The 23,700-nt window shown below is 58.3% G+C and carries 24 protein-coding genes and 1 pseudogene; 7 read left to right on the top strand and 18 right to left on the bottom strand.

The window, feature by feature from the left end; genetic code table 11:
• Nucleotides 1-62 precede the first annotated feature (62 nt).
• Nucleotides 63-857 (top strand): triose-phosphate isomerase, encoded by a 795-nt coding sequence (locus HMPREF3096_RS25555; RefSeq protein ID WP_008806009.1) that lies wholly within the window; start codon nucleotides 63-65, stop codon nucleotides 855-857.
• A 35-nt stretch (nucleotides 858-892) separates the two neighbouring features.
• Nucleotides 893-1,855, top strand: coding sequence for a sugar-binding transcriptional regulator (locus tag HMPREF3096_RS25550; protein WP_004140612.1), 963 nt, complete (start codon nucleotides 893-895; stop codon nucleotides 1,853-1,855).
• Nucleotides 1,856-1,879: 24 nt separating this feature from the next.
• On the opposite strand, the gene HMPREF3096_RS25545 is transcribed toward HMPREF3096_RS25550, so the two are convergent.
• From HMPREF3096_RS25545 to HMPREF3096_RS31125, 7 genes and pseudogenes are all read right to left on the bottom strand, one after another.
• Entirely contained in the window at nucleotides 1,880-2,224 is a 345-nt protein-coding gene (locus HMPREF3096_RS25545) for a hypothetical protein (RefSeq protein WP_032729963.1), read from the bottom strand.
• A 90-nt stretch (nucleotides 2,225-2,314) separates the two neighbouring features.
• Complete coding sequence (gene cobB, locus HMPREF3096_RS25540) at nucleotides 2,315-3,145, bottom strand: Sir2 family NAD+-dependent deacetylase (RefSeq protein WP_008806007.1); 831 nt, start codon at nucleotides 3,143-3,145, stop codon at nucleotides 2,315-2,317.
• A gap of 14 nt (nucleotides 3,146-3,159) precedes the next feature.
• On the bottom strand, nucleotides 3,160-4,071 hold the full coding sequence (nagK, locus tag HMPREF3096_RS25535) for an N-acetylglucosamine kinase (protein WP_008806006.1): 912 nt from the start codon (nucleotides 4,069-4,071) through the stop codon (nucleotides 3,160-3,162).
• Nucleotides 4,072-4,119: 48 nt separating this feature from the next.
• The gene (lolE, locus tag HMPREF3096_RS25530; protein WP_012542227.1) at nucleotides 4,120-5,364 is read right to left on the bottom strand and encodes a lipoprotein-releasing ABC transporter permease subunit LolE; all 1,245 of its coding nucleotides are present in this window, start codon (nucleotides 5,362-5,364) and stop codon (nucleotides 4,120-4,122) included.
• Complete coding sequence (lolD, locus tag HMPREF3096_RS25525) at nucleotides 5,364-6,065, bottom strand: lipoprotein-releasing ABC transporter ATP-binding protein LolD (RefSeq protein ID WP_002900798.1); 702 nt, start codon at nucleotides 6,063-6,065, stop codon at nucleotides 5,364-5,366. Before lolD ends, lolE begins: the two co-directional genes overlap by 1 nt.
• Nucleotides 6,058-7,257 (bottom strand): lipoprotein-releasing ABC transporter permease subunit LolC, encoded by a 1,200-nt coding sequence (gene lolC, locus HMPREF3096_RS25520; RefSeq protein WP_046622379.1) that lies wholly within the window; start codon nucleotides 7,255-7,257, stop codon nucleotides 6,058-6,060. The genes lolD and lolC overlap by 8 nt, the downstream gene beginning before the upstream one ends.
• A gap of 142 nt (nucleotides 7,258-7,399) precedes the next feature.
• Nucleotides 7,400-7,522 (bottom strand): annotated as a pseudogene (locus HMPREF3096_RS31125) (hypothetical protein); the annotation flags it as partial.
• Between the two features lie 39 nt (nucleotides 7,523-7,561).
• Here HMPREF3096_RS31125 and mfd point away from each other — a divergent pair.
• Nucleotides 7,562-11,008: a transcription-repair coupling factor gene (gene mfd, locus HMPREF3096_RS25515; RefSeq protein ID WP_023339892.1), complete on the top strand. Its 3,447-nt coding sequence runs from the start codon at nucleotides 7,562-7,564 to the stop codon at nucleotides 11,006-11,008.
• A gap of 163 nt (nucleotides 11,009-11,171) precedes the next feature.
• Nucleotides 11,172-12,131, top strand: coding sequence for a L,D-transpeptidase LdtC (ldtC, locus tag HMPREF3096_RS25510; protein ID WP_012542231.1), 960 nt, complete (start codon nucleotides 11,172-11,174; stop codon nucleotides 12,129-12,131).
• A gap of 128 nt (nucleotides 12,132-12,259) precedes the next feature.
• Here the strand turns inward: ldtC and bhsA are convergent, their stop codons facing one another.
• On the bottom strand, nucleotides 12,260-12,517 hold the full coding sequence (bhsA, locus tag HMPREF3096_RS25505) for a multiple stress resistance protein BhsA (protein ID WP_012542232.1): 258 nt from the start codon (nucleotides 12,515-12,517) through the stop codon (nucleotides 12,260-12,262).
• 133 nt (nucleotides 12,518-12,650) lie between these two features.
• Between bhsA and HMPREF3096_RS31120 the strand changes: the two genes are divergently transcribed.
• Together HMPREF3096_RS31120 and HMPREF3096_RS25500 are read left to right on the top strand one after the other, a co-directional pair.
• Nucleotides 12,651-12,770, top strand: a complete 120-nt coding sequence (locus HMPREF3096_RS31120; RefSeq protein ID WP_046622381.1) for a hypothetical protein — start codon at nucleotides 12,651-12,653, stop codon at nucleotides 12,768-12,770.
• Nucleotides 12,767-13,402, top strand: coding sequence for a TetR/AcrR family transcriptional regulator (locus HMPREF3096_RS25500; protein ID WP_008806001.1), 636 nt, complete (start codon nucleotides 12,767-12,769; stop codon nucleotides 13,400-13,402). The genes HMPREF3096_RS31120 and HMPREF3096_RS25500 overlap by 4 nt, the downstream gene beginning before the upstream one ends.
• Before the next feature lie 52 nt (nucleotides 13,403-13,454).
• On the opposite strand, the gene HMPREF3096_RS31115 is transcribed toward HMPREF3096_RS25500, so the two are convergent.
• On the bottom strand, nucleotides 13,455-13,577 hold the full coding sequence (locus tag HMPREF3096_RS31115) for a hypothetical protein (RefSeq protein WP_012542233.1): 123 nt from the start codon (nucleotides 13,575-13,577) through the stop codon (nucleotides 13,455-13,457).
• 69 nt (nucleotides 13,578-13,646) lie between these two features.
• Here HMPREF3096_RS31115 and HMPREF3096_RS25495 point away from each other — a divergent pair, with 69 nt between their 5' ends.
• A complete protein-coding gene (locus HMPREF3096_RS25495; RefSeq protein WP_032729956.1) occupies nucleotides 13,647-15,836 on the top strand; it encodes a TonB-dependent siderophore receptor in 2,190 nt (729 codons plus the stop codon).
• A 57-nt stretch (nucleotides 15,837-15,893) separates the two neighbouring features.
• On the opposite strand, the gene HMPREF3096_RS25490 is transcribed toward HMPREF3096_RS25495, so the two are convergent.
• The 9 genes from HMPREF3096_RS25490 to ptsG all read right to left on the bottom strand — a co-directional run bounded on the left by HMPREF3096_RS25490 (nucleotide 15,894) and on the right by ptsG (nucleotide 23,685).
• Nucleotides 15,894-16,433 (bottom strand): glycine zipper 2TM domain-containing protein, encoded by a 540-nt coding sequence (locus HMPREF3096_RS25490; RefSeq protein ID WP_008805999.1) that lies wholly within the window; start codon nucleotides 16,431-16,433, stop codon nucleotides 15,894-15,896.
• 192 nt (nucleotides 16,434-16,625) lie between these two features.
• Nucleotides 16,626-17,930: an NAD(P)/FAD-dependent oxidoreductase gene (locus HMPREF3096_RS25485; RefSeq protein WP_008805997.1), complete on the bottom strand. Its 1,305-nt coding sequence runs from the start codon at nucleotides 17,928-17,930 to the stop codon at nucleotides 16,626-16,628.
• A gap of 244 nt (nucleotides 17,931-18,174) precedes the next feature.
• Nucleotides 18,175-18,717, bottom strand: coding sequence for an alpha/beta hydrolase YcfP (gene ycfP, locus HMPREF3096_RS25480; RefSeq protein ID WP_002900775.1), 543 nt, complete (start codon nucleotides 18,715-18,717; stop codon nucleotides 18,175-18,177).
• A 35-nt stretch (nucleotides 18,718-18,752) separates the two neighbouring features.
• Nucleotides 18,753-19,763: a beta-N-acetylhexosaminidase gene (nagZ, locus tag HMPREF3096_RS25475; protein ID WP_162494430.1), complete on the bottom strand. Its 1,011-nt coding sequence runs from the start codon at nucleotides 19,761-19,763 to the stop codon at nucleotides 18,753-18,755.
• 23 nt (nucleotides 19,764-19,786) lie between these two features.
• Nucleotides 19,787-20,614, bottom strand: coding sequence for a thiamine kinase (thiK, locus tag HMPREF3096_RS25470; RefSeq protein WP_032729953.1), 828 nt, complete (start codon nucleotides 20,612-20,614; stop codon nucleotides 19,787-19,789).
• Nucleotides 20,595-21,233, bottom strand: coding sequence for a penicillin-binding protein activator LpoB (gene lpoB, locus HMPREF3096_RS25465; RefSeq protein WP_162493324.1), 639 nt, complete (start codon nucleotides 21,231-21,233; stop codon nucleotides 20,595-20,597). The genes thiK and lpoB overlap by 20 nt, the downstream gene beginning before the upstream one ends.
• Nucleotides 21,234-21,254: 21 nt before the next feature.
• Entirely contained in the window at nucleotides 21,255-21,629 is a 375-nt protein-coding gene (locus HMPREF3096_RS25460) for a YcfL family putative periplasmic lipoprotein (RefSeq protein ID WP_002900683.1), read from the bottom strand.
• A 4-nt stretch (nucleotides 21,630-21,633) separates the two neighbouring features.
• The gene (gene hinT / locus HMPREF3096_RS25455; RefSeq protein ID WP_004204571.1) at nucleotides 21,634-21,990 is read right to left on the bottom strand and encodes a purine nucleoside phosphoramidase; all 357 of its coding nucleotides are present in this window, start codon (nucleotides 21,988-21,990) and stop codon (nucleotides 21,634-21,636) included.
• Between the two features lie 261 nt (nucleotides 21,991-22,251).
• A complete protein-coding gene (gene ptsG / locus HMPREF3096_RS25450) occupies nucleotides 22,252-23,685 on the bottom strand; it encodes a PTS glucose transporter subunit IIBC (RefSeq protein WP_008805993.1) in 1,434 nt (477 codons plus the stop codon).
• Nucleotides 23,686-23,700: the final 15 nt, after the last annotated feature.

Genomic DNA, 23,700 nt, shown 5'->3' with positions numbered 1-23,700 from the left:
CAATACAGGGTATGACACCCACATTTTGCAAGCGTTTGATTTTATTAACAGGAGAAGCAAAGATGACCCCGATATGGTTAGGAACCAGCTGGAAAATGAATAAGCCGCTGTCGCAGGCCATGGCCTGGTGCGAAACGCTGGCAGCGCGGATGCCAGAGGGCTGTCACCCTGCTATTCAGCCCTTCGTCATTCCCCCCTTCACCGCGATCCAACCCGTCAGCCATTTTCTGCAAATGCATCAGTTACCACTTTTGACCGGCGCGCAGAATATGCATGAAGCGGATCAGGGCGCCTGGACCGGGGAAATCTCGGCGGCCATGTTGGCAGAAACCGGCGCCACGCTTGTTGAGCTGGGACATTCAGAACGACGCGCCGCCTTTAATGAAAGCGATGCCGCGATTAATCGAAAAGTACATAGCGCCTTAGGTCATGGCCTGCGCCCACTGATCTGTATTGGCGATAGCGCCGAGGAGAAACGCTGGCAGGTGTCGCGTGAAAGCGTGGTGCGGCAGATGAAGATCGCCCTGTATGGCCTGAGCCACCAGCAAGCGCTGCAGATCCTGATTGCGTATGAACCGGTGTGGGCCATTGGCGAACATGGTACGCCCGCCTCACCGCAGGAGGCGGGCGTCATTCATCAGGCGTTGCGTGAGGCGCTTTGCGAGCGGTTTGGTCATGAGACAGGAATCCGTATCCCACTGCTCTATGGCGGCAGCGTTACACTGCAAAACGCGGTGGAACTGCTGCGCCAGCCGGAGATCAATGGCTTGTTTATCGGCCGCGCGGCCTGGGACGCACAAGGCTATTGCGACATTGTTCAACGCGTTACACAGGAATTTATTTTGCAGGCGCAGTAATATAAGAGGGACACCAGAGATGGAAATTCCAGGCCATGATTGAACAAGACTCAGATTACGCCCTGCTCACTGAAATTGCGGTGGCTTATTACGATCAGGAACAAACGCAGGAAGAGATCGCCAAACGATTCGGCATTTCGCGTATCAAAGTCGGGCGCCTGCTGAAAAAAGCGCGCCAGGAAGGGATTGTTGAGATCAGCGTCAAATACCATCCGGTCTTCAGCTCCCAGATTGAGCAGCAGTTTATTTCGCACTTTGGCATTAAGCGCGCGCTGATTGCCCTGGATCACCATGATGAAGATGAACAGCGCCAGCAGGTGGCGGCCCTGGTCAGTAACTACCTGGCTGGGGTGTTAAAAAACGATATGACCGTCACCGTTGGTCAGGGGCGCAATGTGGCCGCGGTGGCGAATCACGTCGGTGTGTTTCCTGAGCGCCACTGCCGCTTTATCTGCGGCATCGGCGGAACCAAGCGCGACAATCAGCTGATCGACGCCGACCACATCAGCCGGAATCTGGCGCGCAAATTTAACGGCTTCAGCGAAACGCTTTACGCCCCGGCCTATGTGGAAACCCCGGAGCTGCGCGCCGCCTTTATGCAAAACCGCCTGATTAAGGCCACGCTCGAACAGGCCAGCAAAGCTGACGTGGCGATCATTGGCCTCGGCGATATGAATGAAAACAGCTTTATGGTCCAGCTCGGCTGGTTTACGCCGCAGGAAATTGCCACCGCGCGTCAGGAACAGGGGGTGGTGGGCGATCTGGCGGGGTACAGCTTTTTCAATATTCAGGGCAAACCCGTCGATACGGTGATGAATGACCGGGTCATTGGCTTAAGTCTCGAACAGCTGCGGGCCATTCCCTGCGTCATCGCTATCGCCTCCGAAAGTACGAAAGCGACGGCGATCCTGGGGGCATTACGCACCGGGGTTATAGATGTGCTGGCTACCAGCGCCTCGAACGCCCGTTCGGTCATTAATATGCAAAAGGCGCTATAAATAAGCCACGGCGCAGGCGGCGGATCAGCGTCGTCCACCGTCGCGCTGGCCTTTGCCCTTCCCTTTTTCGGCTCGCTGTATCAAAAAATCATCAATGATGCCGACAACCCAGTTGAGAGGTTTCCACAGTACCAGCAGCAGCAGCATGGGGCCGTATATCCGCACACCCCCTGTCGCGATCTGACCGATGCACAGCAGGGCTAAGATATCCAGCAGCAGGGACAATGCGCTGCCAGTGCCGACGAACAGACACAGCAGGAAGAGGATCGGCCGGCTATCGGCGTGTAGCGGTAAAGCGCGCTGGCTCCAGACGCCAACGATAATGGCCGCGATCAACATGATCGCTTCGATAACCAGCGGATTATGCATGGTCTGACTCCTGTCATGACGTTTCATCCTTGTCAGCAGCGCTGCCGGAAGCAGTGGCCAGGGCCCTGGCTTCCGGCAGGCGGCTTCAGTTTATAGCGGGTTTTCCTGCAGCAGCTTATCGATAAAGGCAGGCACCACTTCGCTTGCCAGCCCGTAGTGCTTCTCGGCAAACTCGCTGCCCACCTGGCTGGGTTCCAGGTTCAGTTCAACGGTATGGGCGCCGTGCAGCCTCGCCTCGTGCACAAAGCCAGCCGCCGGATAGACATGGCCGGAGGTACCGATGGCGATAAAAATATCCGCGTCGGCCAGCGCGCTGTAGATCTCATCCATCCCCAGCGGCATCTCGCCAAACCAGACTACGTGCGGACGCAGCGCCGCCGGGAACTGGCAACAGTGGCATTTGTCCTCAGCGGTGACGTCGCCGGTCCACTCCAGCACCTGGCCGCTCCACGAACAGCGCACCTTTAGCAGCTCGCCGTGCATATGGATCACCCGGCGGTTGCCGGCGCGCTCGTGCAGATTATCAATATTCTGGGTGACCAGCAGGAAATGGTCGCCCAGTAGATCTTCCAGACGCGCCAGCGCCAGATGCGCCGCGTTCGGCGCGATCTCCGGGCTCTGCAGCTGGCGACGACGGGCGTTGTAGAACGCCTGCACCAGCGCCGGATCGCGGGCGAAGCCTTCCGGCGTCGCCACATCTTCCACCCGATGCTCTTCCCACAGGCCATCCGCCGCGCGGAAGGTTTTAATCCCCGACTCTGCCGAGATGCCCGCGCCGGTTAACACCACCACTCTCGGTTTTGCCATCGCTTCAGGTTTCATCCTGTCCTCCCTAAAGAAAATCCGCTGACGCAGACGGTCACGCAACCGACGTTTATTGCGACGAAAACGGCTCAATCGATGTAAACGGCGCGACTGCATAGCTACCTCTGTGATTAATGGGTCAGGTGAAGGAAGGCCGCACCGCGCATTCCCCCGGCATCGCCGTGGCGTGCGCGCTCAATGCGCGGAACCCTGGCGACCGGCAGAAGATGGCGCGGCAATCGTTGCGCCAGCCCTTCGCTAATGGCCGTAAAGTTAGATAATCCACCGCCGAGCACCAGTAAATCCGGGTCGACAATGGTCAGTATATTCCCCAGACACACCGCCAGCAGATCGAGATAGCGCTCAACGTGCGCCTGGGCGCGCGGATCGTGCTGCTGCCACTGCGCCACTATCTCCGGCGAGGAGAGCGGTTGCTGGTAAAAATGTTCGTACAGCCAGGCGAAACCACGGCCGGAGAGATAATTTTCAATGCAGCCCAGCTGGCCGCAGCCGCAGCGCAGCAGCGGAAAATCGCGCCCGACCACCTCCAGGGCATCCACCGGCAGGCGAATATGGCCGAACTCGCCGGTGATATAGCTATGTCCGGTAATCGATTTACCGTTCAACACCAGGCCGCCGCCCACGCCGGTGCCGAGGATCAGCCCCATCACCAGCGGGTATTGCGTAAACTCATCGTCCCACGCTTCAGACAGCGCGAAACAGTTGGCGTCATTATCGAGGCGCACATCGCGCCCCAGCCGCGCGCTGAGGTCGGTGCGCAGCGGCCGGCCGCTGGCGGCTGGCACGTTAGCGGCATACAGCGTGCCGTCTGCCGTTTCCGGCATCCCCGGAATACCGATCCCGACCGACCCCTGCTGGTCGAAGCGCTCATCGGCCTCGCGGACCAGCGCCTCCACCGCCTGGAGAAAATCCTCATAACTGCTTTTCGGCGTGGCGACGCGTTTTTCCCACTGCAGTCGCCGCTCCTGATTAAATACGCCCAGCGCTATCTTGCTGCCGCCAATGTCAAATCCATAATACATTTCAGCAATTCCTCTTGTGTCGTCAGCAAAGCCGACGATGACGATAAATTACTGGCCACTCAGCACCCTCGCCGGGTCGATGCGGCTGGCGCGGCGGGCGGGATACCAGCTGGCCAGCAAACTCAGCAACAGTGCTGTCACCAGCACATAAAAGACGTCCAGCCAGTGCAGTTCTGACGGCAGGAAGTCAATAAAATAGATGTCGCCGGAGAGGAATTTATGCCCAATCAGGTATTCGATGCCGTTGATGATTGACGTCAGGTTCAACGCGCAGATCACGCCGATCACTACCCCAAACAGGCTGCCTACCGATCCGGCTAATAAACCATACCACACGAAAATCGCGCGAATTAAGCCGTCTTTTGCGCCAAGCGTGCGCAGCACCGCAATATCGCCGCTTTTGTCTTTGACCGCCATCACCAGCGTCGAGACGATGTTAAAGCAGGCCACGCCGATCACCAGCACCATCGCCAGGTACATGATGGCGCGGATCATCTGGATATCGCGATACATATAGCCATAGGTGCCGATCCAGCTCTTGATGTAGACGTAGCTGTTGGTCACCTCGCCGGCGTCGCGCACCAGCTTGTTCGCGTGGAAAACGTCGGTGACCTTGATGGCGATGCCGGTCACGCTGCTGCCCATCTCCAGGTACTGCTGCGCATCCTGCATCGGGATCATGGCAAAACTATGATCGAGCTGGCCGCTCAGCTGTAAAATTCCGGTCACATGCAGCCTGACGCGTTTTGGCTGCAGCAGTTGATGGTCGGCGTCGGCGTTAGGGATCATGATCGACACCCAGTCCCCCTGCTTCACGTGCAGCGCATCGGCGACCCCTTTCCCCAGAATCACCTGCTGTTCGCCGGCCTTGAATCCGGCCCACGCGTTATTCTGCACAAAGGTGGGCAGCGCGCTGAGCCGGGTTTCCTGCTGCGGGTCGACCCCTTTCACCTGGATGGCGCGCATATTGCTGCCGCTCTCCACCAGGCCGGTGAAGTTAATATAGGGCGCTGCCGCGACAATCCCCTTCACCTTCTGCACCTTCGCCAGCGCCTCCTGCCAGTTATTCCACGGCTGGTTCACGGGTTCGATTTCGCCGTGCGGCACCACCGCCAGCACGCGGTTGTTCAGCTCGCGTTCAAAACCGTTCATCGCGCTGAGGCCGACGATCAGCACCGCCACCCCCAGCGCAATGCCGATGGTGGAGATCACCGAGATCAGCGACACCATGCCGCCGCGCCGCCGTCCACGGCTGAAACGTAATGCAATCAGTAACGATAACGGAGACGCCATTACTCGGCCCCCATCAGGGTCAGGTCGGCGGTCAGACGGCCATCACGCATCTCCAGCTGGCGGCTCATGCGTTTCGCCAGCTGAAGGTCGTGGGTCACCACCAGAAACGCGGTGCGCTGCGCGACGTTCAGTTCGCCCAGCAGCTGGAAGATGCTGTCGGCGTTGCGAGCATCAAGGTTACCGGTCGGTTCATCCGCCAGCACCAGCCGCGGTTTATTCACCAGCGCGCGGGCAATCGCCACCCGCTGGCGTTCACCGCCGGAGAGCTCCGACGGACGGTGATGGCTGCGGTGTTCAAGCCCGACTGCCTGCAGCATCGCTTTCGCCTGGCGTTCAATATCCGCTGGCTTCTTTTTGCCAATCAGCAGCGGCATCGCCACGTTTTCCAGCGCGCTAAAGTCCGGCAGCAGATGGTGGAACTGATAGATAAAGCCCAGCTCGCGGTTACGCAGGTCGGCGCGCGCGGCGGTGGAGAGTTTACTCATCGGCTGGCCGGAGAAAATCACGTCGCCAGAGGTGGGCGTATCCAGGCCGCCGAGCAGATGCAGCAACGTACTTTTGCCAGAGCCGGAGGTGCCGACAATGGCCATCATCTCGCCTTCACCAATGCTGAAGCTGACATTGTGCAGGACATCGGTTTGCACATTGCCTTCCTGATAGCGTTTGCACAGGTTGTCGCATTGCAGCAGGATCTTATTCATAACGTAAAGCCTCAGCGGGTTGGGTGGCGGCAGCGCGCCAGGAAGGGTACAACGTAGACAACAAGGCCAGCACCATCGCCACCAGGGCGATAACAATAACCTGCAGCGGCTCAATCGCCACCGGCAGCGCCGCGCCGTCAAGGAAGGCGCCGATGACTGGCATTAAATTATTCAACTGGCTGGCGAGCAGCGCGCCAAGCACGGCTCCCAACAGCGCGCCGACGATCCCGGCGCTGGCGCCCTGCACCATAAAGACGGCCATGATCTGCCGCGGCGTCAGCCCTTGAGTTTGCAGGATAGCCACTTCGCCCTGCTTCTCCATCACCATCATCCCCAGCGAGGTAATAATGTTGAAGGCCGCGACGGCGACGATCAGGCTCAGCAGCAGGCCCATCATGTTTTTCTCCATGCGCACCGCCTGGAACAGTTCGCCCTTGCGCTCGCGCCAGTCCTGCCACTGGGTACCCGGCGGCAGCGTCTGCTGACTCAGGGTATCCACTTGCAGCGGTTTATCCAGCCACAGGCGCCAGCCGGTGATATTCCCCAGCGGATAACGCATTAAACGAGAGGCGTCGTCGATGTTGGTCAGCATCTGATAACCATCGACTTCGCTGTTGGCGGCGAAGGTGCCGATAACCGTGAACAGACGCTGGCTCGGCACGCGGCCCATTGGCGTAAACTGACTGGCGGAAGGAACCATCACACGAATTTGATCGCCACGATTAACCCCCAGCTGGCCCGCCAGCTGTTCGCCGAGAATAACGTTATATTTGCCCGCCTGCAGATCGCTCTGTTTGACGTTCACCAGGTACGGAGTCAGGGGATCGTTCTGCGCCGGATCAATGCCCAGCATGACCCCGACCGCCACGCTGCGCGCACTCTGCAGGACGACGTCACCGGTGGTGATCGGCGCCACGCGGGTCACCCCCTGGAGTTTCGCCTCGCGCTCCGGCAGTTGCTGAGGGTTCACCGAGCCCTGTTTGGCGCTAAGAATGGCCTGCGGCATCAGCCCCAGGATATTGTTTTGCAGCTCGCGTTCAAAGCCGTTCATCACCGACAGGACCGTCACCAGCGCCATTACGCCAAGCGTAATGCCGATGGTTGAGAGCCAGGAGACGAATCGACCGAAGCGGTCGGCTGCGCGCCCGCGCATATAGCGCAGGCCGATAAAGAGTGCGGCAGGTTGGTACATGTCATCCATCTGGTTGCTGATAGCCGATGCCCGAGTATATAAGCGAATACGAGCAGCGTAAATGACTGATACCTGACGACTTTATTAGCAATAATCCTAAAAACCAAGCAAATACAATCGGATAGATAAGACCTTGCTGATATATCTTTACGCTTATCCGCAACCCGGATGTTTGTTGAACCAACACCTGATGGCAATTCGGGTTGGCGAATCCAGACCAATCGCGGATAATCTCACTATTGAATATCAGCGAGTTGCCCTCCATATCGGCAGAGCGAATCCCCAAGAGACCATGAAACCGTCTATGCCTGAACAATATCGATACTCATTGCCGGCCAAAGCCGGTGATCTGCGCCAGCTTGGCGAGTTGACCGGCGCGGCCTGCGCTACCCTGGTGGCAGAGATGGCCGAACGCCACAAAGGCCCGGTGGTGCTGGTGGCACCTGACATGCAAAACGCGCTGCGTCTGAACGACGAGATCAGGCAGTTCACCGACAGCATGGTGATGGGGCTGGCTGACTGGGAAACGCTCCCCTACGACAGCTTCTCGCCGCACCAGGATATCATCTCCTCCCGTCTTGCCACCCTTTACCAGTTACCCACCATGCAGCGCGGCGTACTGATCGTCCCGGTCAGCACCCTGATGCAGCGCGTCTGTCCGCACAGCTTCCTTCACGGGCACGCGCTGGTGATGAAAAAGGGCCAGCGCCTGTCGCGCGATGCGCTGCGCGATCAGCTGGAGGGTGCCGGCTACCGCCATGTCGATCAGGTGATGGAGCACGGCGAATATGCCACCCGCGGCGCGCTGCTCGACCTGTTCCCGATGGGCAGCGATCAGCCCTACCGCCTCGATTTCTTTGACGATGAAATCGACAGCCTGCGCCTGTTCGACGTCGACAGCCAGCGCACGCTGGAGGAGGTGGCGGCCATTAACCTGCTGCCGGCGCACGAGTTTCCCACCGACCAGACCGCCATCGAGCTGTTCCGCAGCCAGTGGCGCGACCGTTTTGAGGTGAAGCGCGATGCCGAGCATATCTATCAGCAGGTCAGTAAAGGGACACTGCCTGCCGGTATCGAATACTGGCAGCCGCTGTTCTTCAGCGAGCCGCTGCCGCCGTTATTTAGCTATTTCCCGGCCAGCACCCTGATCGTCAACACCGGCGATCTCGAGGCCAGCGCGGAACGTTTCCAGAATGAAGCCCGCGCCCGCTTCGAAAACCGCGGCGTCGATCCGATGCGCCCGCTCCTGCCGCCGGAACTGCTGTGGCTGCGCAGCGATGAGCTGTTCGGCGAACTGAAAAAATGGCCGCGCGTACAGCTGAAAACCGAGCGCCTGGCGGACAAAGCGGCGAATACCAATCTGGGCTACCAGACGCTGCCGGACCTCGCGGTGCAGGCGCAAAACAAAGCGCCGCTGGATAATCTGCGCCGCTTCCTCGAGTCCTTTACCGGCCCGGTGATCTTCTCCGTGGAAAGCGAGGGTCGCCGTGAAGCGCTGAGCGAAATGCTGGCGCGGATTAAAATTGCGCCAAAACACGTGCTGCGTCTGGAAGAAGCCACCGGCAATGGCCGCTATCTGATGATTGGCGCCGCCGAACACGGGTTTATTGACAGTCAGCGCGGCCTGGCGCTGATTTGCGAAAGCGACCTGCTCGGCGAGCGTGTGGCGCGCCGCCGGCAGGATTCACGCCGCACCATCAACCCTGACATCCTCATTCGCAACCTTGCCGAACTGCATATCGGCCAGCCGGTTGTCCATCTGGAGCACGGCGTGGGCCGCTATGCGGGAATGACCACCCTGGAAGCCGGCGGCATCACCGGCGAATACCTGATGCTGACTTACGCCAACGATGCCAGGCTATACGTTCCGGTATCCTCCCTGCATCTTATCAGCCGTTACGCCGGCGGGGCGGAAGAGAACGCGCCCCTGCACAAGCTGGGCGGCGATGCCTGGACCCGGGCGCGACAAAAAGCGGCTGAGAAAGTACGCGACGTGGCGGCAGAGCTGCTGGATATCTACGCCCAGCGCGCGGCGAAGGCGGGCTTTGCCTTTAAACACGACCGCGAACAGTATCAGCTGTTCTGCGACGGCTTCCCGTTTGAAACCACGCCGGATCAGGCGCAGGCGATTAACGCCGTCCTCAGCGATATGTGCCAGCCGCTGGCCATGGACCGCCTGGTGTGCGGCGATGTGGGCTTCGGTAAGACCGAAGTGGCTATGCGCGCCGCCTTCCTCGCCGTGGAGAACCACAAGCAGGTGGCGGTGCTGGTGCCGACCACCCTGCTGGCTCAGCAACACTATGACAACTTCCGCGATCGTTTCGCCAACTGGCCGGTACGCATCGAAATGCTCTCCCGCTTCCGCAGCGCTAAAGAGCAGGCGCAGATCCTCGAGCAGGCCGCGGAAGGCAAAATCGATATCTTAATCGGCACCCATAAGCTGTTGCAGAGCGAGGTGAAGCTGCGCGATCTGGGGCTGCTGATCGTCGACGAAGAGCACCGCTTTGGCGTTCGTCACAAAGAACGCATCAAAGCAATGCGCGCCGATGTCGATATCCTGACCCTCACCGCCACGCCGATCCCGCGGACGCTGAACATGGCGATGAGCGGGATGCGGGACCTGTCGATCATCGCCACGCCGCCGGCGCGCCGTCTGGCGGTGAAGACCTTCGTTCGCGAATACGACGCCCTGGTGGTGCGCGAGGCGATCCTGCGCGAAACGCTGCGCGGAGGCCAGGTCTACTATCTGTTTAATGACGTCGAAAACATCCAGAAAGCCGCCGACAAGCTGGCGGAGCTGGTGCCGGAGGCGCGGATAGCCATCGGCCACGGCCAGATGCGGGAGCGCGAACTGGAGCGGGTGATGAATGACTTCCATCACCAGCGCTTCAATGTGCTGGTGTGCACCACCATCATCGAAACCGGGATCGACATTCCCACCGCCAACACCATCATCATCGAACGCGCCGACCATTTTGGCCTCGCCCAGCTGCACCAGCTGCGCGGCCGCGTTGGCCGTTCGCATCATCAGGCCTATGCCTGGCTGCTGACGCCGCATCCGAAAGCGATGACCACCGATGCGCAAAAGCGCCTTGAAGCCATTGCGTCGCTGGAAGATCTCGGCGCCGGCTTTGCGCTGGCGACCCACGATCTGGAGATTCGCGGGGCCGGGGAACTGCTCGGCGAAGATCAGAGCGGTCAGATGGAAACCATCGGCTTCTCTCTGTATATGGAGCTGCTGGAGAACGCAGTCGATGCGCTGAAAGCCGGACGCGAACCCTCGCTGGAAGATCTCACCAGCCAGCAGACGGAGGTCGAACTGCGCATGCCTTCCCTGCTGCCTGACGATTTCATCCCTGACGTCAATACGCGACTGTCATTCTATAAGCGCATTGCCAGCGCCAAAAACGAACTCGATCTGGAGGAGATCAAAGTCGAGCTGATCGATCGTTTTGGCCGCCTGCCCGATGCCGCCCGCAACCTGCTGGATATTGCCCGTCTGCGTCAGCAGGCGCAGAAACTGGGGATCCGCAAACTGGAAAGCAACGAAAAAGGCGGCGTGATTGAATTTAACGAGAAAAACAACGTCAATCCGGTGTGGTTGATCGGCCTGCTGCAGAAGCAGCCCCAGCACTTCCGGCTGGACGGGCCGACGCGCCTGAAATTCATGCAGGATCTGGAAGAGCGTAAAACGCGGATGGACTGGGTTCGCCAGTTTATGCGTCAGCTGGAAGAGAACGCCGTCGCCTGACTGGCAGGAGATACGGCCCCCTGTCCGTATCTCCCTTCTTACATACCTGGCAATCTTTACAAACATTTTGCAATCCGCCTGGATTTCCCCACACAGACTCACGCCATAATCTCATCTGCTTTTCATATAAAAATAACCACTTATATATTTTGGAGTTATGGTAATGAGAAACCGTTTCCCCGTTACGCTCTGGCTGGCGCTGGTCGCGCTGGTCGCCGCGCTGGCTCTGCCCGCGCGCGCCAACACCTGGCCCCTTCCCCCGCCGGGCAGCCGGCTGGTAGGTCAGAATACGTTCCACGTGGTGCAGGATAACGGCGGTTCGCTGGAGGCGATTGCCAAAAAGTACAATGTCGGCTTTCTGGCCCTGCTGCAGGCCAATCCCGGGGTTGACCCCTATGTTCCCCGCGCCGGCAGCGTGCTGACCATCCCCCTGCAGACGCTGCTGCCCGATGCGCCGCGCGAAGGGCTGGTGATTAACCTTGCCGAGCTGCGCCTCTACTATTACCCGCCGGGTAAGAATGAAGTGACCGTCTACCCGATCGGCATCGGCCAGCTGGGCGGAACCACCATCACGCCGACGATGGTCACGACCGTGTCTGACAAGCGGGCCAATCCGACCTGGACGCCCACCGCTAACATTCGCGCCCGCTACAAGGCAATGGGGATTGAGCTGCCGGCGGTGGTGCCAGCCGGTCCTGACAACCCGATGGGCCATCACGCCATCCGCCTCGCCGCCTATGGCGGAGTCTATCTCCTGCACGGCACCAATGCCGATTTCGGCATCGGCATGCGCGTCAGCTCCGGCTGTATTCGTCTGCGCGACAACGATATCAAGGCGCTGTACAACGCCATTTCGCCAGGCACTAAGGTGAATATCATTAACACGCCGATCAAGGTATCGGTAGAGCCGGATGGCCGCCGTCTGGTTGAAGTCCATCAGCCGCTGTCTGAGCATATCGATGACGACCCGCAGACCTTGCCCATTACGCTTAACGCGACCATGACGGAGTTCAAACAGGCGCCGCAAACCGACGGGACGGTGATGGAGCGCGCGATGAATTACCGCTCGGGCATGCCCATTGACGTCACGCGTCATGCTGCCCCTGGACCGCAGTCGTTGTAGTCTTACGCTGCACAAAACAAAAAACCCGCCTGATGGCGGGTTTTTTGTTGGCAAGGGTCAAACAGGGGTACAACAGGGTCTTACTCATCGCTGTCCGGTGAAGGGGGCCGGGCAACGACGCATCGGGCTTACTTGTAGATAACAGCGGTGCCGTGAAGGGTATTCGGACCGGTTACCGAAGTAATACGGAATGAGGTGGCGCCCATCTCATCCGCTTTCTGCGCCAGCTGATCTTCCAGCGAGCCCAGGTTAGTCCCGGCAGAAGCAGAGATGGTGCCTACTTTATGCTGACCCGCTGGGGTGGACTGCACCTCAACAGCGGCAAAGCTGGCGAAAGAGAGTGAGCTAAGAACGGCGGCAATAGCCAGAGTATTAACGGTTTTCATGATTATTATACCTGTGCAGATGAATTTTTTAGTAGGGTCGTAAGTATTAACTTAACGATCGATAGGTAAATAGTAATGTGATCTACATCACACGTCAACGCATTTTTATAACGATCGTTTAACTATTTATAAAATGCTTAAATTTCATACGCATATGATTTATTTATTTTTAAACCAACAGCGCTGGCCCCGGCGATCGTTTATTTTTATAATGGCCTTTCACCAAACCAACATAGGTACAACGGCACCATGACAACTGACGTTCAAAGTTGCGCCAAAAAAAGCCGTGGCCGACCGAAGGTGTTCGACAGGGATGCGGCGCTGGACAAAGCCATGACACTCTTCTGGCAGCACGGCTATGAGGCGACCTCGCTCGCCGATCTGGTCGAGGCGACAGGAGCAAAAGCCCCCACCCTGTATGCGGAATTTGTGAATAAAGAAGGCCTGTTCCGCGCAGTGTTGGATCGTTACATTTCGCGCTTTGCCGCGAAGCACGAAGCCGTGCTGTTGGCCGAAGGTAAATCCGTCGATCAGGCGTTGCGCGACTACTTCACGGCGGTCGCCACCTGCTTTACCAGCAAAGAGACGCCGGCCGGCTGCTTTATTATCAATACCTCCGCCGCGCTGGCCGCCTCCTCGACGGATATCGCCAATACCATCAAATCCCGCCATGCGATGCAGGAGCAGGCGCTCACTCAGTTTCTGCAGCAGCGGCAAGCGCAGGGCGAACTCCCTGCGGGCCGCGACGTCGCGCCGCTGGCGCAGTTTCTCAACTGTGTCCTGCAGGGGATGTCGATTAGCGCGCGGGAAGGCGCGGATTTCGACAAGCTGATGCAAATCACCGACACCACTCTCCGTCTCTGGCCGCAGATCCTCGAGTCCTGATGTGCCCTGCCTCCGGCGGTATTCTGCCGCCGGATCCACTCTCCTGTTGGCTTTATCCCCACAAAATAGATTGATTTTTATTACCTTTTCTCGTGCAAGATAAACGCAAATGATATTGATTGCGATATTCATTATGTGCAAAATCCTTTTTTGAGTTTTTCCAGATGTTTCGCATTGTAACTAATGCCGACCCGGCGTCGGCCTATAACAACGACAAAGCAACTTGCTCATAAAAGGAATGGATATGAAAAAGCGCCTCTGGGTGCTCCACCCCCTGCTGCTGGTCAGCTCGCTGCCTGCGCTGGCGGCTCAGTCTGATGAAGACAGCATCATCGTTAGTGCAAACCGCACCCATCGCACCGTGGCCGAAATGGCCCAAACCACCTGGGTCATTGAGGGCCAGGAGATTGAGCAGCAGGTCCAGGGCGGGAAAGAGTTCAAAGACGTGCTGGCGCAGCTGATCCCGGGCATCGATGTCAGCAGCCAGGGGCGCACCAATTACGGGATGAACATGCGCGGGCGCGCCATCGTCGTGCTGATCGACGGCGTCCGGCTCAATTCCTCACGCACCGACAGTCGCCAGCTCGACGCCATCGACCCCTTTAACATCGAACATATCGAAGTGATCTCCGGGGCGACCTCGCTGTACGGCGGAGGCAGTACCGGCGGGCTTATCAACATCGTCACCAAGAAAGGGCAGCAGGATCGCCAGGTCGATCTCGAGGTGGGCAGCAAGAGCGGGTTTGCGAACAGTAACGATCACGATGAGCGCATCGCGGCGGCCGTCAGCGGCGGGACAGACCATGCATCCGGGCGCTTATCGGTAGCCTATCAGCGTTTCGGCGGCTGGTACGATGGCAATAACGATGCGCTGATCCTCGATAACACCCAAACGGGGCTCCAGCACTCTGACCGCCTCGACGTGATGGGGACGGGGACGATTGAGATCGATGACAATCGCCAGTTGCAGCTTGTCACCCAGTATTATAAAAGCCAGGGCGATGATGACTACGGCCTGTGGCTCGGTAAGAACATGTCCGCGGTCACCAGCGGCGGCAAAGCGTACACCACCGACGGGCTCAATTCCGACCGTATCCCCGGCACGGAGCGCCACCTGATCAGCCTCCAGTACTCCGATGCCGACTTCTTCGGCCAGAATCTGGTGAGCCAGGTGTACTATCGCGATGAGTCCCTCACCTTCTATCCGTTCCCGACGCTTACGAAAGGCCAGGTCAGTAGCTTCTCCTCGTCGCAGCAGGATACCGATCAGTATGGGGCAAAGCTGACCCTTAACAGCCAGCCGCTGGCGGGATGGGATCTCACCTGGGGTCTCGACGCCGATCATGAGACCTTCAATGCCAACCAGATGTTCTTCGATCTGCAGCAATCGCTGGCGTCCGGCGGGCTGCACAACGAATCGATCTACACCACCGGCCGCTATCCGGGATACAGCATCTCCAACGTCGCGCCGTTCCTGCAGTCCAGCTACGATCTGAACGAGATCTTTACCGTCAGCGGCGGGGTACGCTACCAGTGGACAGAAAACCGGGTTGACGACTTTGTCGGCTACGCCCAGCAACAGGATATCGCCAACGGCAAAGCGCGCTCCGCCGACGCCATCAAAGGCGGCAAAACCGATTACGATAACTTCCTGTTTAACGCCGGGATCGTGGCGCATCTGGCCGAGCGTCAGCAGACCTGGTTTAACTTCTCGCAGGGCGTCGAGCTGCCGGACCCCGGTAAATACTACGGCATCGGTAAATACGGCGCGGCGGTCAATGGCCATCTGCCGCTGATCTCCAGCGTCAACGTCGATGACTCGCCGCTGCAGGGGATCAAAGTTAACTCGTATGAGCTGGGCTGGCGCTACACCGGCGATAACCTGCGCACCCAGCTGGCGGCATATTACTCGACTTCGGATAAGACCATCGTCGTCAACCGCACCGACATGACCATCGACGTGCAGTCCGACAAACGGCGTATTTACGGCGTTGAGGGAGCGGTCGATTACTTTATTCCGGACAGCGACTGGAGCGTCGGCGGTAACTTCAACGTGCTGAAATCACAGGTGCAGACCGACGGCCACTGGCAAAAATGGGATGTCACCCTCGCCTCACCGTCCAAAGCCACCGCCTGGGTGGGTTGGGCGCCGGATCCGTGGAGCCTGCGCGTGCAGAGCCAGCAGGTGTTTGACCTCAGCGACGCCGCCGGTAACAAGCTGGAAGGCTATAACACCGTTGATTTTATTGGCAGTTACGCGCTGCCGGTGGGGAAACTGACCTTCAGTATCGAAAACCTGCTTAACGAAGACTATGTCACCATTTGGGGCCAGCGGGCGCCGCTGCTCTACAGCCCGACCTACGGCAGTTCATCGCTGTACGAATACAAAGGCCGTGGCCGTACCTTCGGTCTGAATTACGCGTTAACCTTCTGATAAAAAAAGCCCCTCAGCCTGAGCGATTGAGGGGCTAATCAATACATAAATCTGTTTTTAGATTTTGTTGTTCAGGACCAGCTGGCCGTTGTTGTCCAGCGGGATCTGGCTGCCAGGATTGTGATCCATACGGATTTTCCCCTGCTGATCGCCTATTTTATAGGTCACATCGTAGCCCAGCATTTTATCGGATTTGTCATACACCGTTTTACAACGCTGCTGGGTGGTAGTGTAGGTATCGTTGTCCTGCATCGCCCCCTGGAGCTGGTTGCCGGCATAGCCGCCGCCCAGCGCACCTACCACCGTCGCTACACTACGTCCGCGACCGCCGCCAAACTGGTGGCCAATCACCCCACCGGCCACCGCGCCGAGTACCGAACCGGCGATACGGTTTTCATCCTGGACCGGACGACGATGGGTCACCGTGACATTGCGGCATTCCTGACGCGGCGTTTTCACGGTTTCTTTAATCGGTGTACTGGAGACCACTTGCGCATACTGCGGGCCGCGATCTAACACGTTGAGACCAGCGACAGCTGCAACGCCCAGCGCGGCAGCCACGCCTATCCCTATACCCGCCAACATAGATTTATTCACGGGAGATCCTCCTTTGTTGCTGTTGATACAATTTTGCAACCGGAGCCGGGAGGGCGCAAATCAGATAGCGGATGAAAAGTGCGAGAATTCGCAGCAAATCAAGGGGATTCAGAGGATTCCGAGCGGGATCGCCGCGGTTTCAGCAGAAGAGCCCGGAGCGCCGTCAGGGCGGCTCCGGGTAAAGACAGCGTATTAGTGCAGCTTAAGACGCGGGCGAATGATGCGGTTGATGCGCCCGACCAGCATCATCAGGCCGGTTTTGAAATAGCCGTGCAGGGCGATCTGGTGCATACGGTACAGGGAGATGTACACGAAGCGCGCAATACGCCCTTCCACCATCATCGAGCCGCGCATCAGGTTACCCATCAGGCTGCCGACGGTGGAGTAATTGGACAGTGACACCAGCGAGCCATGGTCTTTATAGGTATACGCCTTCAGCGGTTTGCCTTTCATCTGCGCCAGGATGTTGTTCAGCGCGCAGGTAGCCATCTGGTGCGCCGCCTGGGCCCGCGGAGGGACAAAGCCGCCTTCCGGACGCGCACAGGAGGCGCAGTCGCCGATGGCGAAAATATCCGCATCGCGGGTGGTCTGCAGCGTCGGCTCGACCACCAGCTGATTGATACGGTTGGTTTCGAGGCCGCCGATCTCTTTCATGAAATCTGGCGCTTTGATCCCGGCCGCCCAGACCATCAGATCCGCTTCAATATATTCGCCATCTTTGGTGTGCAGACCGCCTGCATCCGCGCTGGTGACCATGGTCTGCGTCAGCACCCGTACGCCCAGCTTGGTCAGCTCATTATGCGCCGCCCCGGAAATGCGCGGCGGCAGTGCGGGCAGAATACGCTCGCCCGCCTCGACCAGCGTGACGTTCAGCGCTTCGTTAGTCAGCCCTTTGTAGCCGTAGCTGTGCAGCTGTTTCACCGCATTATGCAGTTCAGCGGAGAGTTCCACGCCGGTGGCGCCGCCGCCGACAATAGCGATGTTCACTTTACCGTTGGCACCCAGGTTGGCGGAGTATTTGAGGAACAGGTTGAGCATTTCCTGATGGAAACGACGCGCCTGATGCGGGTTGTCGAGGAAAATGCAGTTCTCTTTCACGCCAGGGGTGTTGAAGTCATTCGAGGTACTGCCCAACGCCATCACCAGCGTGTCGTACGGCAGTTTACGCTCAGCCACCAGCAGCTCGCCTTTTTCATTACGCAGCTCGCCGAGGGTGATGGTCTTCCCTTCGCGGTTGATATCCACCACCGAACCCAGCTGGAACTGGAAACCGTGGTTGCGGGCATGGGCCAGATAGCTCAGCGCATCGACACCTTCATCCAGAGAACCGGTGGCCACTTCATGCAGCAGCGGCTTCCACAGATGGCTGTGGTTACGGTCCACCAGGGTGATTTTCGCTTTTTTATGGCGCCCTAACTTTTTCCCCAGCTGAGTTGCCAGTTCCAGTCCGCCAGCGCCGCCACCCACAATTACGATTTTTTTCAATGGCGTAGTCATGTGTACCCCTAAAATTATTAACCAATTGTTAAATAAAAGTTATGATAATAGCCTTTATTTAACAACAAGTTACGTCAATGAAACCATTCAGCACCGTCGAGAATACCATGAACGGTGCATTGGTCATACCAAAATTGATATGCATCAAGTTTTGTCGCGTATTTTTTCAGCGAAACCAATAAGTGTAGGCATAAAAAAACCCGCGCGGTGAACACGGCGCGGGTTTGGCGACAGGGGAAAAGGCTTAACCGAGGGTTTTAAACGCTTTCAGCCGCTGCAGGTGCGGCGAGATGTTTTTAAATTTATGGGTCTGCTCTTCATCCCAGATAATTTCATAATAGTGGTGCAGGAGATCGGCGGAACGCTGGCTGTCCAGCGCTTCGTCCTGCCGGGAAAGCACCACCAGGCAGCGATCGCGATTCTTCTCACGGAAGTTGGTCACACACTTGGTGGCGATGTCAGCATACTCTTCCGGGCGGTCGATTTTGCCTTCCATGTTTTCATGCGGAAACAGGTTTGGATTGAACACCGCCTGGCGGATATCGCACAGAAAACCAATCCGCTCCGCCCAGTAGCCGCCAAGGCCGACGCCACAGATCAGCGGCCGGTCATCAGCGGTAAGCTGCAGCATTTTATCGACCTCTTTCAGCAGATGCTGCATGTCGTGCTTGGGGTGTCGCGTGCTGTAGCTAATCAACCGCACGTCCGGGTCGATAAACTGCAGCTGCATCACCTTCTCATGGTTACCGGGGCTGTTCGAGTCAAAACCGTGTAAATAGATAATCATCGCATCCTCACCAGACAACAACGCCCCGCAGAGCGTTACGCGGACTTCGCCTCTTGCCAGCGCGCATGAAGCTGCTCCAGCTGGGCACTCACCGTTTTCCAACGGGCTGAATCCCTTAACTCCTGACGGGAAAAGGAACCTTTATGATACAATTTCGTAACACGCTCTGCTTTGATCGGCGACAGGTTATCCAGCACACTGACCGCGCCTTTACGATTATTGCAGACCAGTATCATATCGCAACCGGCGTCAAGCGACGCCTGACCGCGTTCGGCATAGCTGCCCATGATCGCCGCCCCTTCCATCGACAGATCGTCGGAGAAAATCACCCCGTCGAAGCCCAGCTCGCCGCGCAGCACCGTTTTTAACCAGTACGCTGAGCCGCTGGCCGGACGCGGGTCGAGCTCCGGGTAAATCACATGCGCGGGCATGATGGCATCCAGACGCTGTTCGGCGATGAGGCTTTTGAATACCGCCATATCGTGGTCGCGAATCACCGATGCCGGACGCGGATCGAACGGGGTCTCTTTGTGCGAATCGGCAGTCACCGCCCCGTGCCCCGGGAAGTGTTTACCGGTGGTTTTCATACCCGCGGCGTGCATGCCGTCAATAAAGTGACGCGCCATCGTCAGCGCTTTCTGCGGATCTTCATGATAAGAACGTTCGCCGATCGCGGCACTGATATGGCCGACGTCCAGCACCGGCGCAAAGCTGATATCAATATCCATGGCGATCATTTCGCTGGCCATCAGCCAGCCGGCTTCGGCGGCCAGTTTGCCCCCCTCTTCCATCCCCAGCAGCGCGGCGAAAGACTGGGCCGCCGGTAAACGGGTAAAGCCTTCGCGGAAACGCTGAACGCGTCCCCCTTCCTGATCGACCGCCACCACCAGATGGTTCCGGGAGGCATCGCGGATCTGGCGCACCAGCTCCCGCAGCTGCGCCGGATCGTGATAATTACGGGTAAAGAGGATCAACCCTCCCACCAGCGGATGCGCCAGAATCTCTCGCTCTTCCGCATCCAGTTCATACCCTTCGACATCCAACATGACTGGGCCCACACTGACCTCTCTTATCCTTTACGTTCGTTGTCTAACTGACACCATATTTCATCTGCCAGCGTGATAAATTGCCGATCGCCGCTCTGCTGCCAGCGCATTTCATACCATCCCGCCATCAGCAGCAATACCCACGGGCGCCAAAGTACAACCTGCCGCCAAAGCTGCTGCGCGTCGATGGCCGCCCGCCGGGCATACGCCGCCACCAGCTGGCGGCACTGGTGAGGGGAAATCCACACCGCGGCCAGCTCCAGCGCGATATCGCCATCGCCGGCATATTCCCAGTCGATCAGCCTCAGGCCGGACTCGCTGTGGATAATATTGCCGGCATGGACGTCCATATGCAGCGGCGCCAGCCGCAGAGGACGGGGCTCGCCCCGGCGGCGCAGCCGCTGATGCCAGCGCAGCCAGCGCGGCGTGCGCCGTGCCGGATCGCACGTCTGCCAGTACTGGGCCAGCAGCGGTGCGAGGGTAACACGCCAGCCGAATCGCGGTTGCTGATGCACGTCATACAATAAGTCTGACAGCATAGGGCAGGCCGGTAACTCGCTTTTCACCTCCCCTGCGCAATATTCCACCACCATCCAGCAGGGTGAGTAAAATAGCGGGGCTGGCGCCAGCCTGGCAGGCAGTCGGCGGAGCGCGCGATACTGACGGCGGAAATAACAGGAAGCGGCTGATGGGTCGTGCGGCTGACGTAGCACGTGCCGCTGGTCGCCGTCGCTGATAATCACACTGCCGCCGCTGAGGCCATTCTGGCTCAGCGAGGCGACAGGATGATAGCGGGGGAAGAAGCGCGACAAGAGCTCATCGCGCGTCAGCTTATTGTTGCTGAACAGCACCTTTACCTGACCAGATAATCTCGCCGGTTTGCACCAGCATCAACTGCATCTTCAGTTCAGGCGCGTTGACGTTGCCGGTGGCATTGGAGTAAAGCACATACTGCGCGCCCACGTTGCGGGCGATCCCCATGGCTTTACTGCGGCTGCCGAGGCTGTCCTGCGGCGACAGGCCCAGCTGCTGTTTGGCGACCCCCAGCTGCTGCGCCGAGACCAGCGTAAACTTACCGTTGCCGGCCAGCGCATTACGCAGCGCGGTAGTGGCTTCTCCCGCATTCAGCGTACCATTGGTGCGGTTGTTCACGCTGTCAACCAGCAGAATACTGCCCGCATTGACGCCGCTGGCCTGCAGCATCTGCCCCACCAGCGGCTGGACCGCGCCGTTCCAGTCATAATGACGCACGCGCGGCGCCGGCTGGCCAGACTGCTGATCCTGATGCTCAATGGGCCCCGGCTGCGACGGTACGGCAGGAACCGCCGGTACCGTCGGCACCGTGGGCTGCGGCTGCGCAGGCTGCTGCGGCTGCGGTTTGGCTTCTTCGACCGGCGCAGGCTGCTCACGTAACCCCGCACAGCCTGCGAGGAATATCGCCAGTGCTGTGATTAACGCATAGCGACACATTTTCATCATTATAATTACCCCTTACAGATAAAGATAAAGGCGGGCCTTATGCGCCCCCAGGATATTGGCGCTACCATACAATGTCACCGAAGAGCGTGCCGGAACCACGATGGTGCGCGGCGCGTCCAGCGGATGCATCTCCAGCCCTCGGGCGTCATACCAGAAAAAACGATAGTGCACGGTGACCGGCTGCTGGCGCTCGTTATACAGCGTTGAGGAGGCGGTAGCCTGAATCTCCGTCGCCACCACGGCAGGCTCGCTGGCGCTGATCCCGGCCGCCAGCACGCTCGACTCCATCACCAGCGCCTGCTGGTCAGAAACCGGGATCTCCGGATGTGAACTACACCCGGCCAGCAGTCCCGCCGCCAGGCAAGCGCCCAAAAGGGTCCTGAGCATGGCGTTAGCCTTTATGCGCCAGCATCGGGCCCAGCGGACGACCGCCCAGCAGATGCATGTGGATATGGTAAACTTCCTGGCCGCCGTGGCGGTTGCAATTAACGATCAAACGGTAGCCATCGTCGGCAAGACCTTCATCGCGGGCGATCTTCGCCGCGACGGTCATCATCCGGCCCAGCGCCAGCTCATGTTCGGTGGTGACGTCATTCACGGTAGGAATCAGAACATTCGGGACAATCAGAATGTGGGTGGGTGCCTGCGGGGAGATGTCGCGAAAAGCGGTCACAAGCTCATCCTGATAGACAATATCCGACGGGATCTCCCGGCGAATGATTTTGCTGAAAATCGTTTCTTCTGCCATGACTGATTCCTTATTAGTTTTATCCCATACGCTGGCCTGCTTCTGCAGATAAACGCGGACGCACAGGTTCAGATAAGAGTATGAGCGACATCCTCCCTCTCTTTCAACCTGAAAGCAGTTTTTCTTATTCAACTATAGACTTAGCTGCTGAGGGATTAAGCATTTGCCGGATACTCTTCAGGGTTATCGCCTCAGAAAACCTCACCTCGTAACGTAAAAAAGGCAGCCAATAGGCTGCCTTAGTCTCCCCGATACTACGTCTTAACTGTTACGGATGTACTCATCCATTTCAGTTTTCAGGTTATCGGACTTGGTGCCGAAGATGGCCTGTACGCCAGAACCTGCCACTACCACGCCAGCGGCGCCCAGTTTTTTCAGGCCAGCCTGGTCAACTTTCGCTACATCCGCCACGCTAACACGCAGACGAGTAATACATGCGTCGAGGTTGGTGATGTTCTCTTTACCGCCGAAAGCGGCGATCAGAGCCGGAGCCATCTCGCTGGTTGCGCCAGCTTTGCTCTCTTCGGTGGTATCTTCACGACCCGGTGTTTTCAGATCCAGGGCTTTAATCAGCACGCGGAAAATGACGTAGTACACGATCGCATAGCAGATACCGACAATCGGGAACAGCCACAGCTTGCTGCTGTTACCGGACAGGACGATAAAGTCGATCAGGCCGTGAGAGAACGAGGTACCGTCACGCATACCCAGCAGGATACAGATCGGGAACGCCAGACCCGCCAGAATGGCATGGATAACGTACAGGATCGGCGCCACGAACATGAAGGAGAACTCGATCGGCTCGGTGATACCGGTCAGGAACGAGGTCAGCGCGGCGGAGATCATGATACCGCCCACTTTGGCGCGGTTTTCCGGTTTAGCAGAGTGCCAAATCGCGATTGCCGCTGCCGGCAGACCGTACATTTTGAACAGGAAGCCGCCAGACAGTTTGCCCGCGGTCGGGTCGCCTGCCATGTAGCGCGGGATATCGCCGTGGAACACCTGACCAGCCGCGTTGGTGTATTCGCCGATCTGCATCTGGAAAGGAACGTTCCAGATGTGGTGCAGACCAAACGGCACCAGGCAACGCTCGATGAAACCGTAGATACCAAACGCTACCACCGGGTTCTGATAAGCAGCCCACTGGGAGAAGGTCTGGATCGCGGAACCGATCGGCGGCCAAATGAAGGAGAGGATCACGCCGGTGAAGATAGCGGCCAGACCAGAGATAATCGGTACAAAGCGCTTGCCTGCAAAGAAGCCCAGGTATTCTGGCAGCTTGATGCGATAGAAGCGGTTGAACATGTACGCGGCGATAGCACCGGAGATAATACCGCCAAGCACGCCGGTATCAGCCAGGTGTTTTGCCGCAATCTCTTCAGCAGGTAAATGCAGCACCAGCGGCGCAACCACCGCCATGGTTTTCACCATGATGCCGTAAGCCACGACTGCAGCCAGTGCGGATACACCGTCGTTATTGGTGAAGCCGAGGGCCACACCGATAGCGAAGATCAGCGGCATGTTGGCGAAAACTGAACCGCCTGCTTCTGCCATAACGTGGGAGACCACGGCTGGCAGCCAGCTGAAGTTTGCGGAACCGACGCCCAGCAGGATACCTGCGATAGGCAGTACGGATACCGGCAGCATCAGCGATTTACCGACCTTCTGCAGGTTAGCAAATGCATTCTTAAACATAATTGAGAGTGCTCC

Origin of the sequence: Klebsiella sp. HMSC25G12, assembly GCF_001807705.1 — a bacterium.
Lineage (GTDB): Bacteria > Pseudomonadota > Gammaproteobacteria > Enterobacterales > Enterobacteriaceae > Klebsiella > Klebsiella variicola.
This window is presented reverse-complemented; position numbering and strand designations above follow the sequence as displayed.

Bases quoted from the DNA above. Each gene is read 5' to 3' on its own strand.
- bhsA (WP_012542232.1), bottom strand. From the start codon at position 12,517: ATGAAAACCGTTAATACTCTGGCTATTGCCGCCGTTCTTAGCTCACTC.
- ldtC (WP_012542231.1), top strand. From the start codon at position 11,172: ATGAGAAACCGTTTCCCCGTTACGCTCTGGCTGGCGCTGGTCGCGCTG.
- nagK (WP_008806006.1), bottom strand. From the start codon at position 4,071: ATGTATTATGGATTTGACATTGGCGGCAGCAAGATAGCGCTGGGCGTA.
- HMPREF3096_RS25495 (WP_032729956.1), top strand. From the start codon at position 13,647: ATGAAAAAGCGCCTCTGGGTGCTCCACCCCCTGCTGCTGGTCAGCTCG.
- HMPREF3096_RS25545 (WP_032729963.1), bottom strand. From the start codon at position 2,224: ATGCATAATCCGCTGGTTATCGAAGCGATCATGTTGATCGCGGCCATT.
- hinT (WP_004204571.1), bottom strand. From the start codon at position 21,990: ATGGCAGAAGAAACGATTTTCAGCAAAATCATTCGCCGGGAGATCCCG.
- ptsG (WP_008805993.1), bottom strand. From the start codon at position 23,685: ATGTTTAAGAATGCATTTGCTAACCTGCAGAAGGTCGGTAAATCGCTG.
- lolD (WP_002900798.1), bottom strand. From the start codon at position 6,065: ATGAATAAGATCCTGCTGCAATGCGACAACCTGTGCAAACGCTATCAG.
- HMPREF3096_RS25460 (WP_002900683.1), bottom strand. From the start codon at position 21,629: ATGCTCAGGACCCTTTTGGGCGCTTGCCTGGCGGCGGGACTGCTGGCC.
- HMPREF3096_RS31115 (WP_012542233.1), bottom strand. From the start codon at position 13,577: ATGCGAAACATCTGGAAAAACTCAAAAAAGGATTTTGCACATAATGAA.
- HMPREF3096_RS25550 (WP_004140612.1), top strand. From the start codon at position 893: ATGATTGAACAAGACTCAGATTACGCCCTGCTCACTGAAATTGCGGTG.
- lolC (WP_046622379.1), bottom strand. From the start codon at position 7,257: ATGTACCAACCTGCCGCACTCTTTATCGGCCTGCGCTATATGCGCGGG.
- HMPREF3096_RS25485 (WP_008805997.1), bottom strand. From the start codon at position 17,930: ATGACTACGCCATTGAAAAAAATCGTAATTGTGGGTGGCGGCGCTGGC.
- HMPREF3096_RS25555 (WP_008806009.1), top strand. From the start codon at position 63: ATGACCCCGATATGGTTAGGAACCAGCTGGAAAATGAATAAGCCGCTG.
- HMPREF3096_RS25500 (WP_008806001.1), top strand. From the start codon at position 12,767: ATGACAACTGACGTTCAAAGTTGCGCCAAAAAAAGCCGTGGCCGACCG.
- lolE (WP_012542227.1), bottom strand. From the start codon at position 5,364: ATGGCGTCTCCGTTATCGTTACTGATTGCATTACGTTTCAGCCGTGGA.
- cobB (WP_008806007.1), bottom strand. From the start codon at position 3,145: ATGCAGTCGCGCCGTTTACATCGATTGAGCCGTTTTCGTCGCAATAAA.
- ycfP (WP_002900775.1), bottom strand. From the start codon at position 18,717: ATGATTATCTATTTACACGGTTTTGACTCGAACAGCCCCGGTAACCAT.
- lpoB (WP_162493324.1), bottom strand. From the start codon at position 21,233: ATGTGTCGCTATGCGTTAATCACAGCACTGGCGATATTCCTCGCAGGC.
- mfd (WP_023339892.1), top strand. From the start codon at position 7,562: ATGCCTGAACAATATCGATACTCATTGCCGGCCAAAGCCGGTGATCTG.
- nagZ (WP_162494430.1), bottom strand. From the start codon at position 19,763: ATGTTGGATGTCGAAGGGTATGAACTGGATGCGGAAGAGCGAGAGATT.
- HMPREF3096_RS31120 (WP_046622381.1), top strand. From the start codon at position 12,651: ATGCTTAAATTTCATACGCATATGATTTATTTATTTTTAAACCAACAG.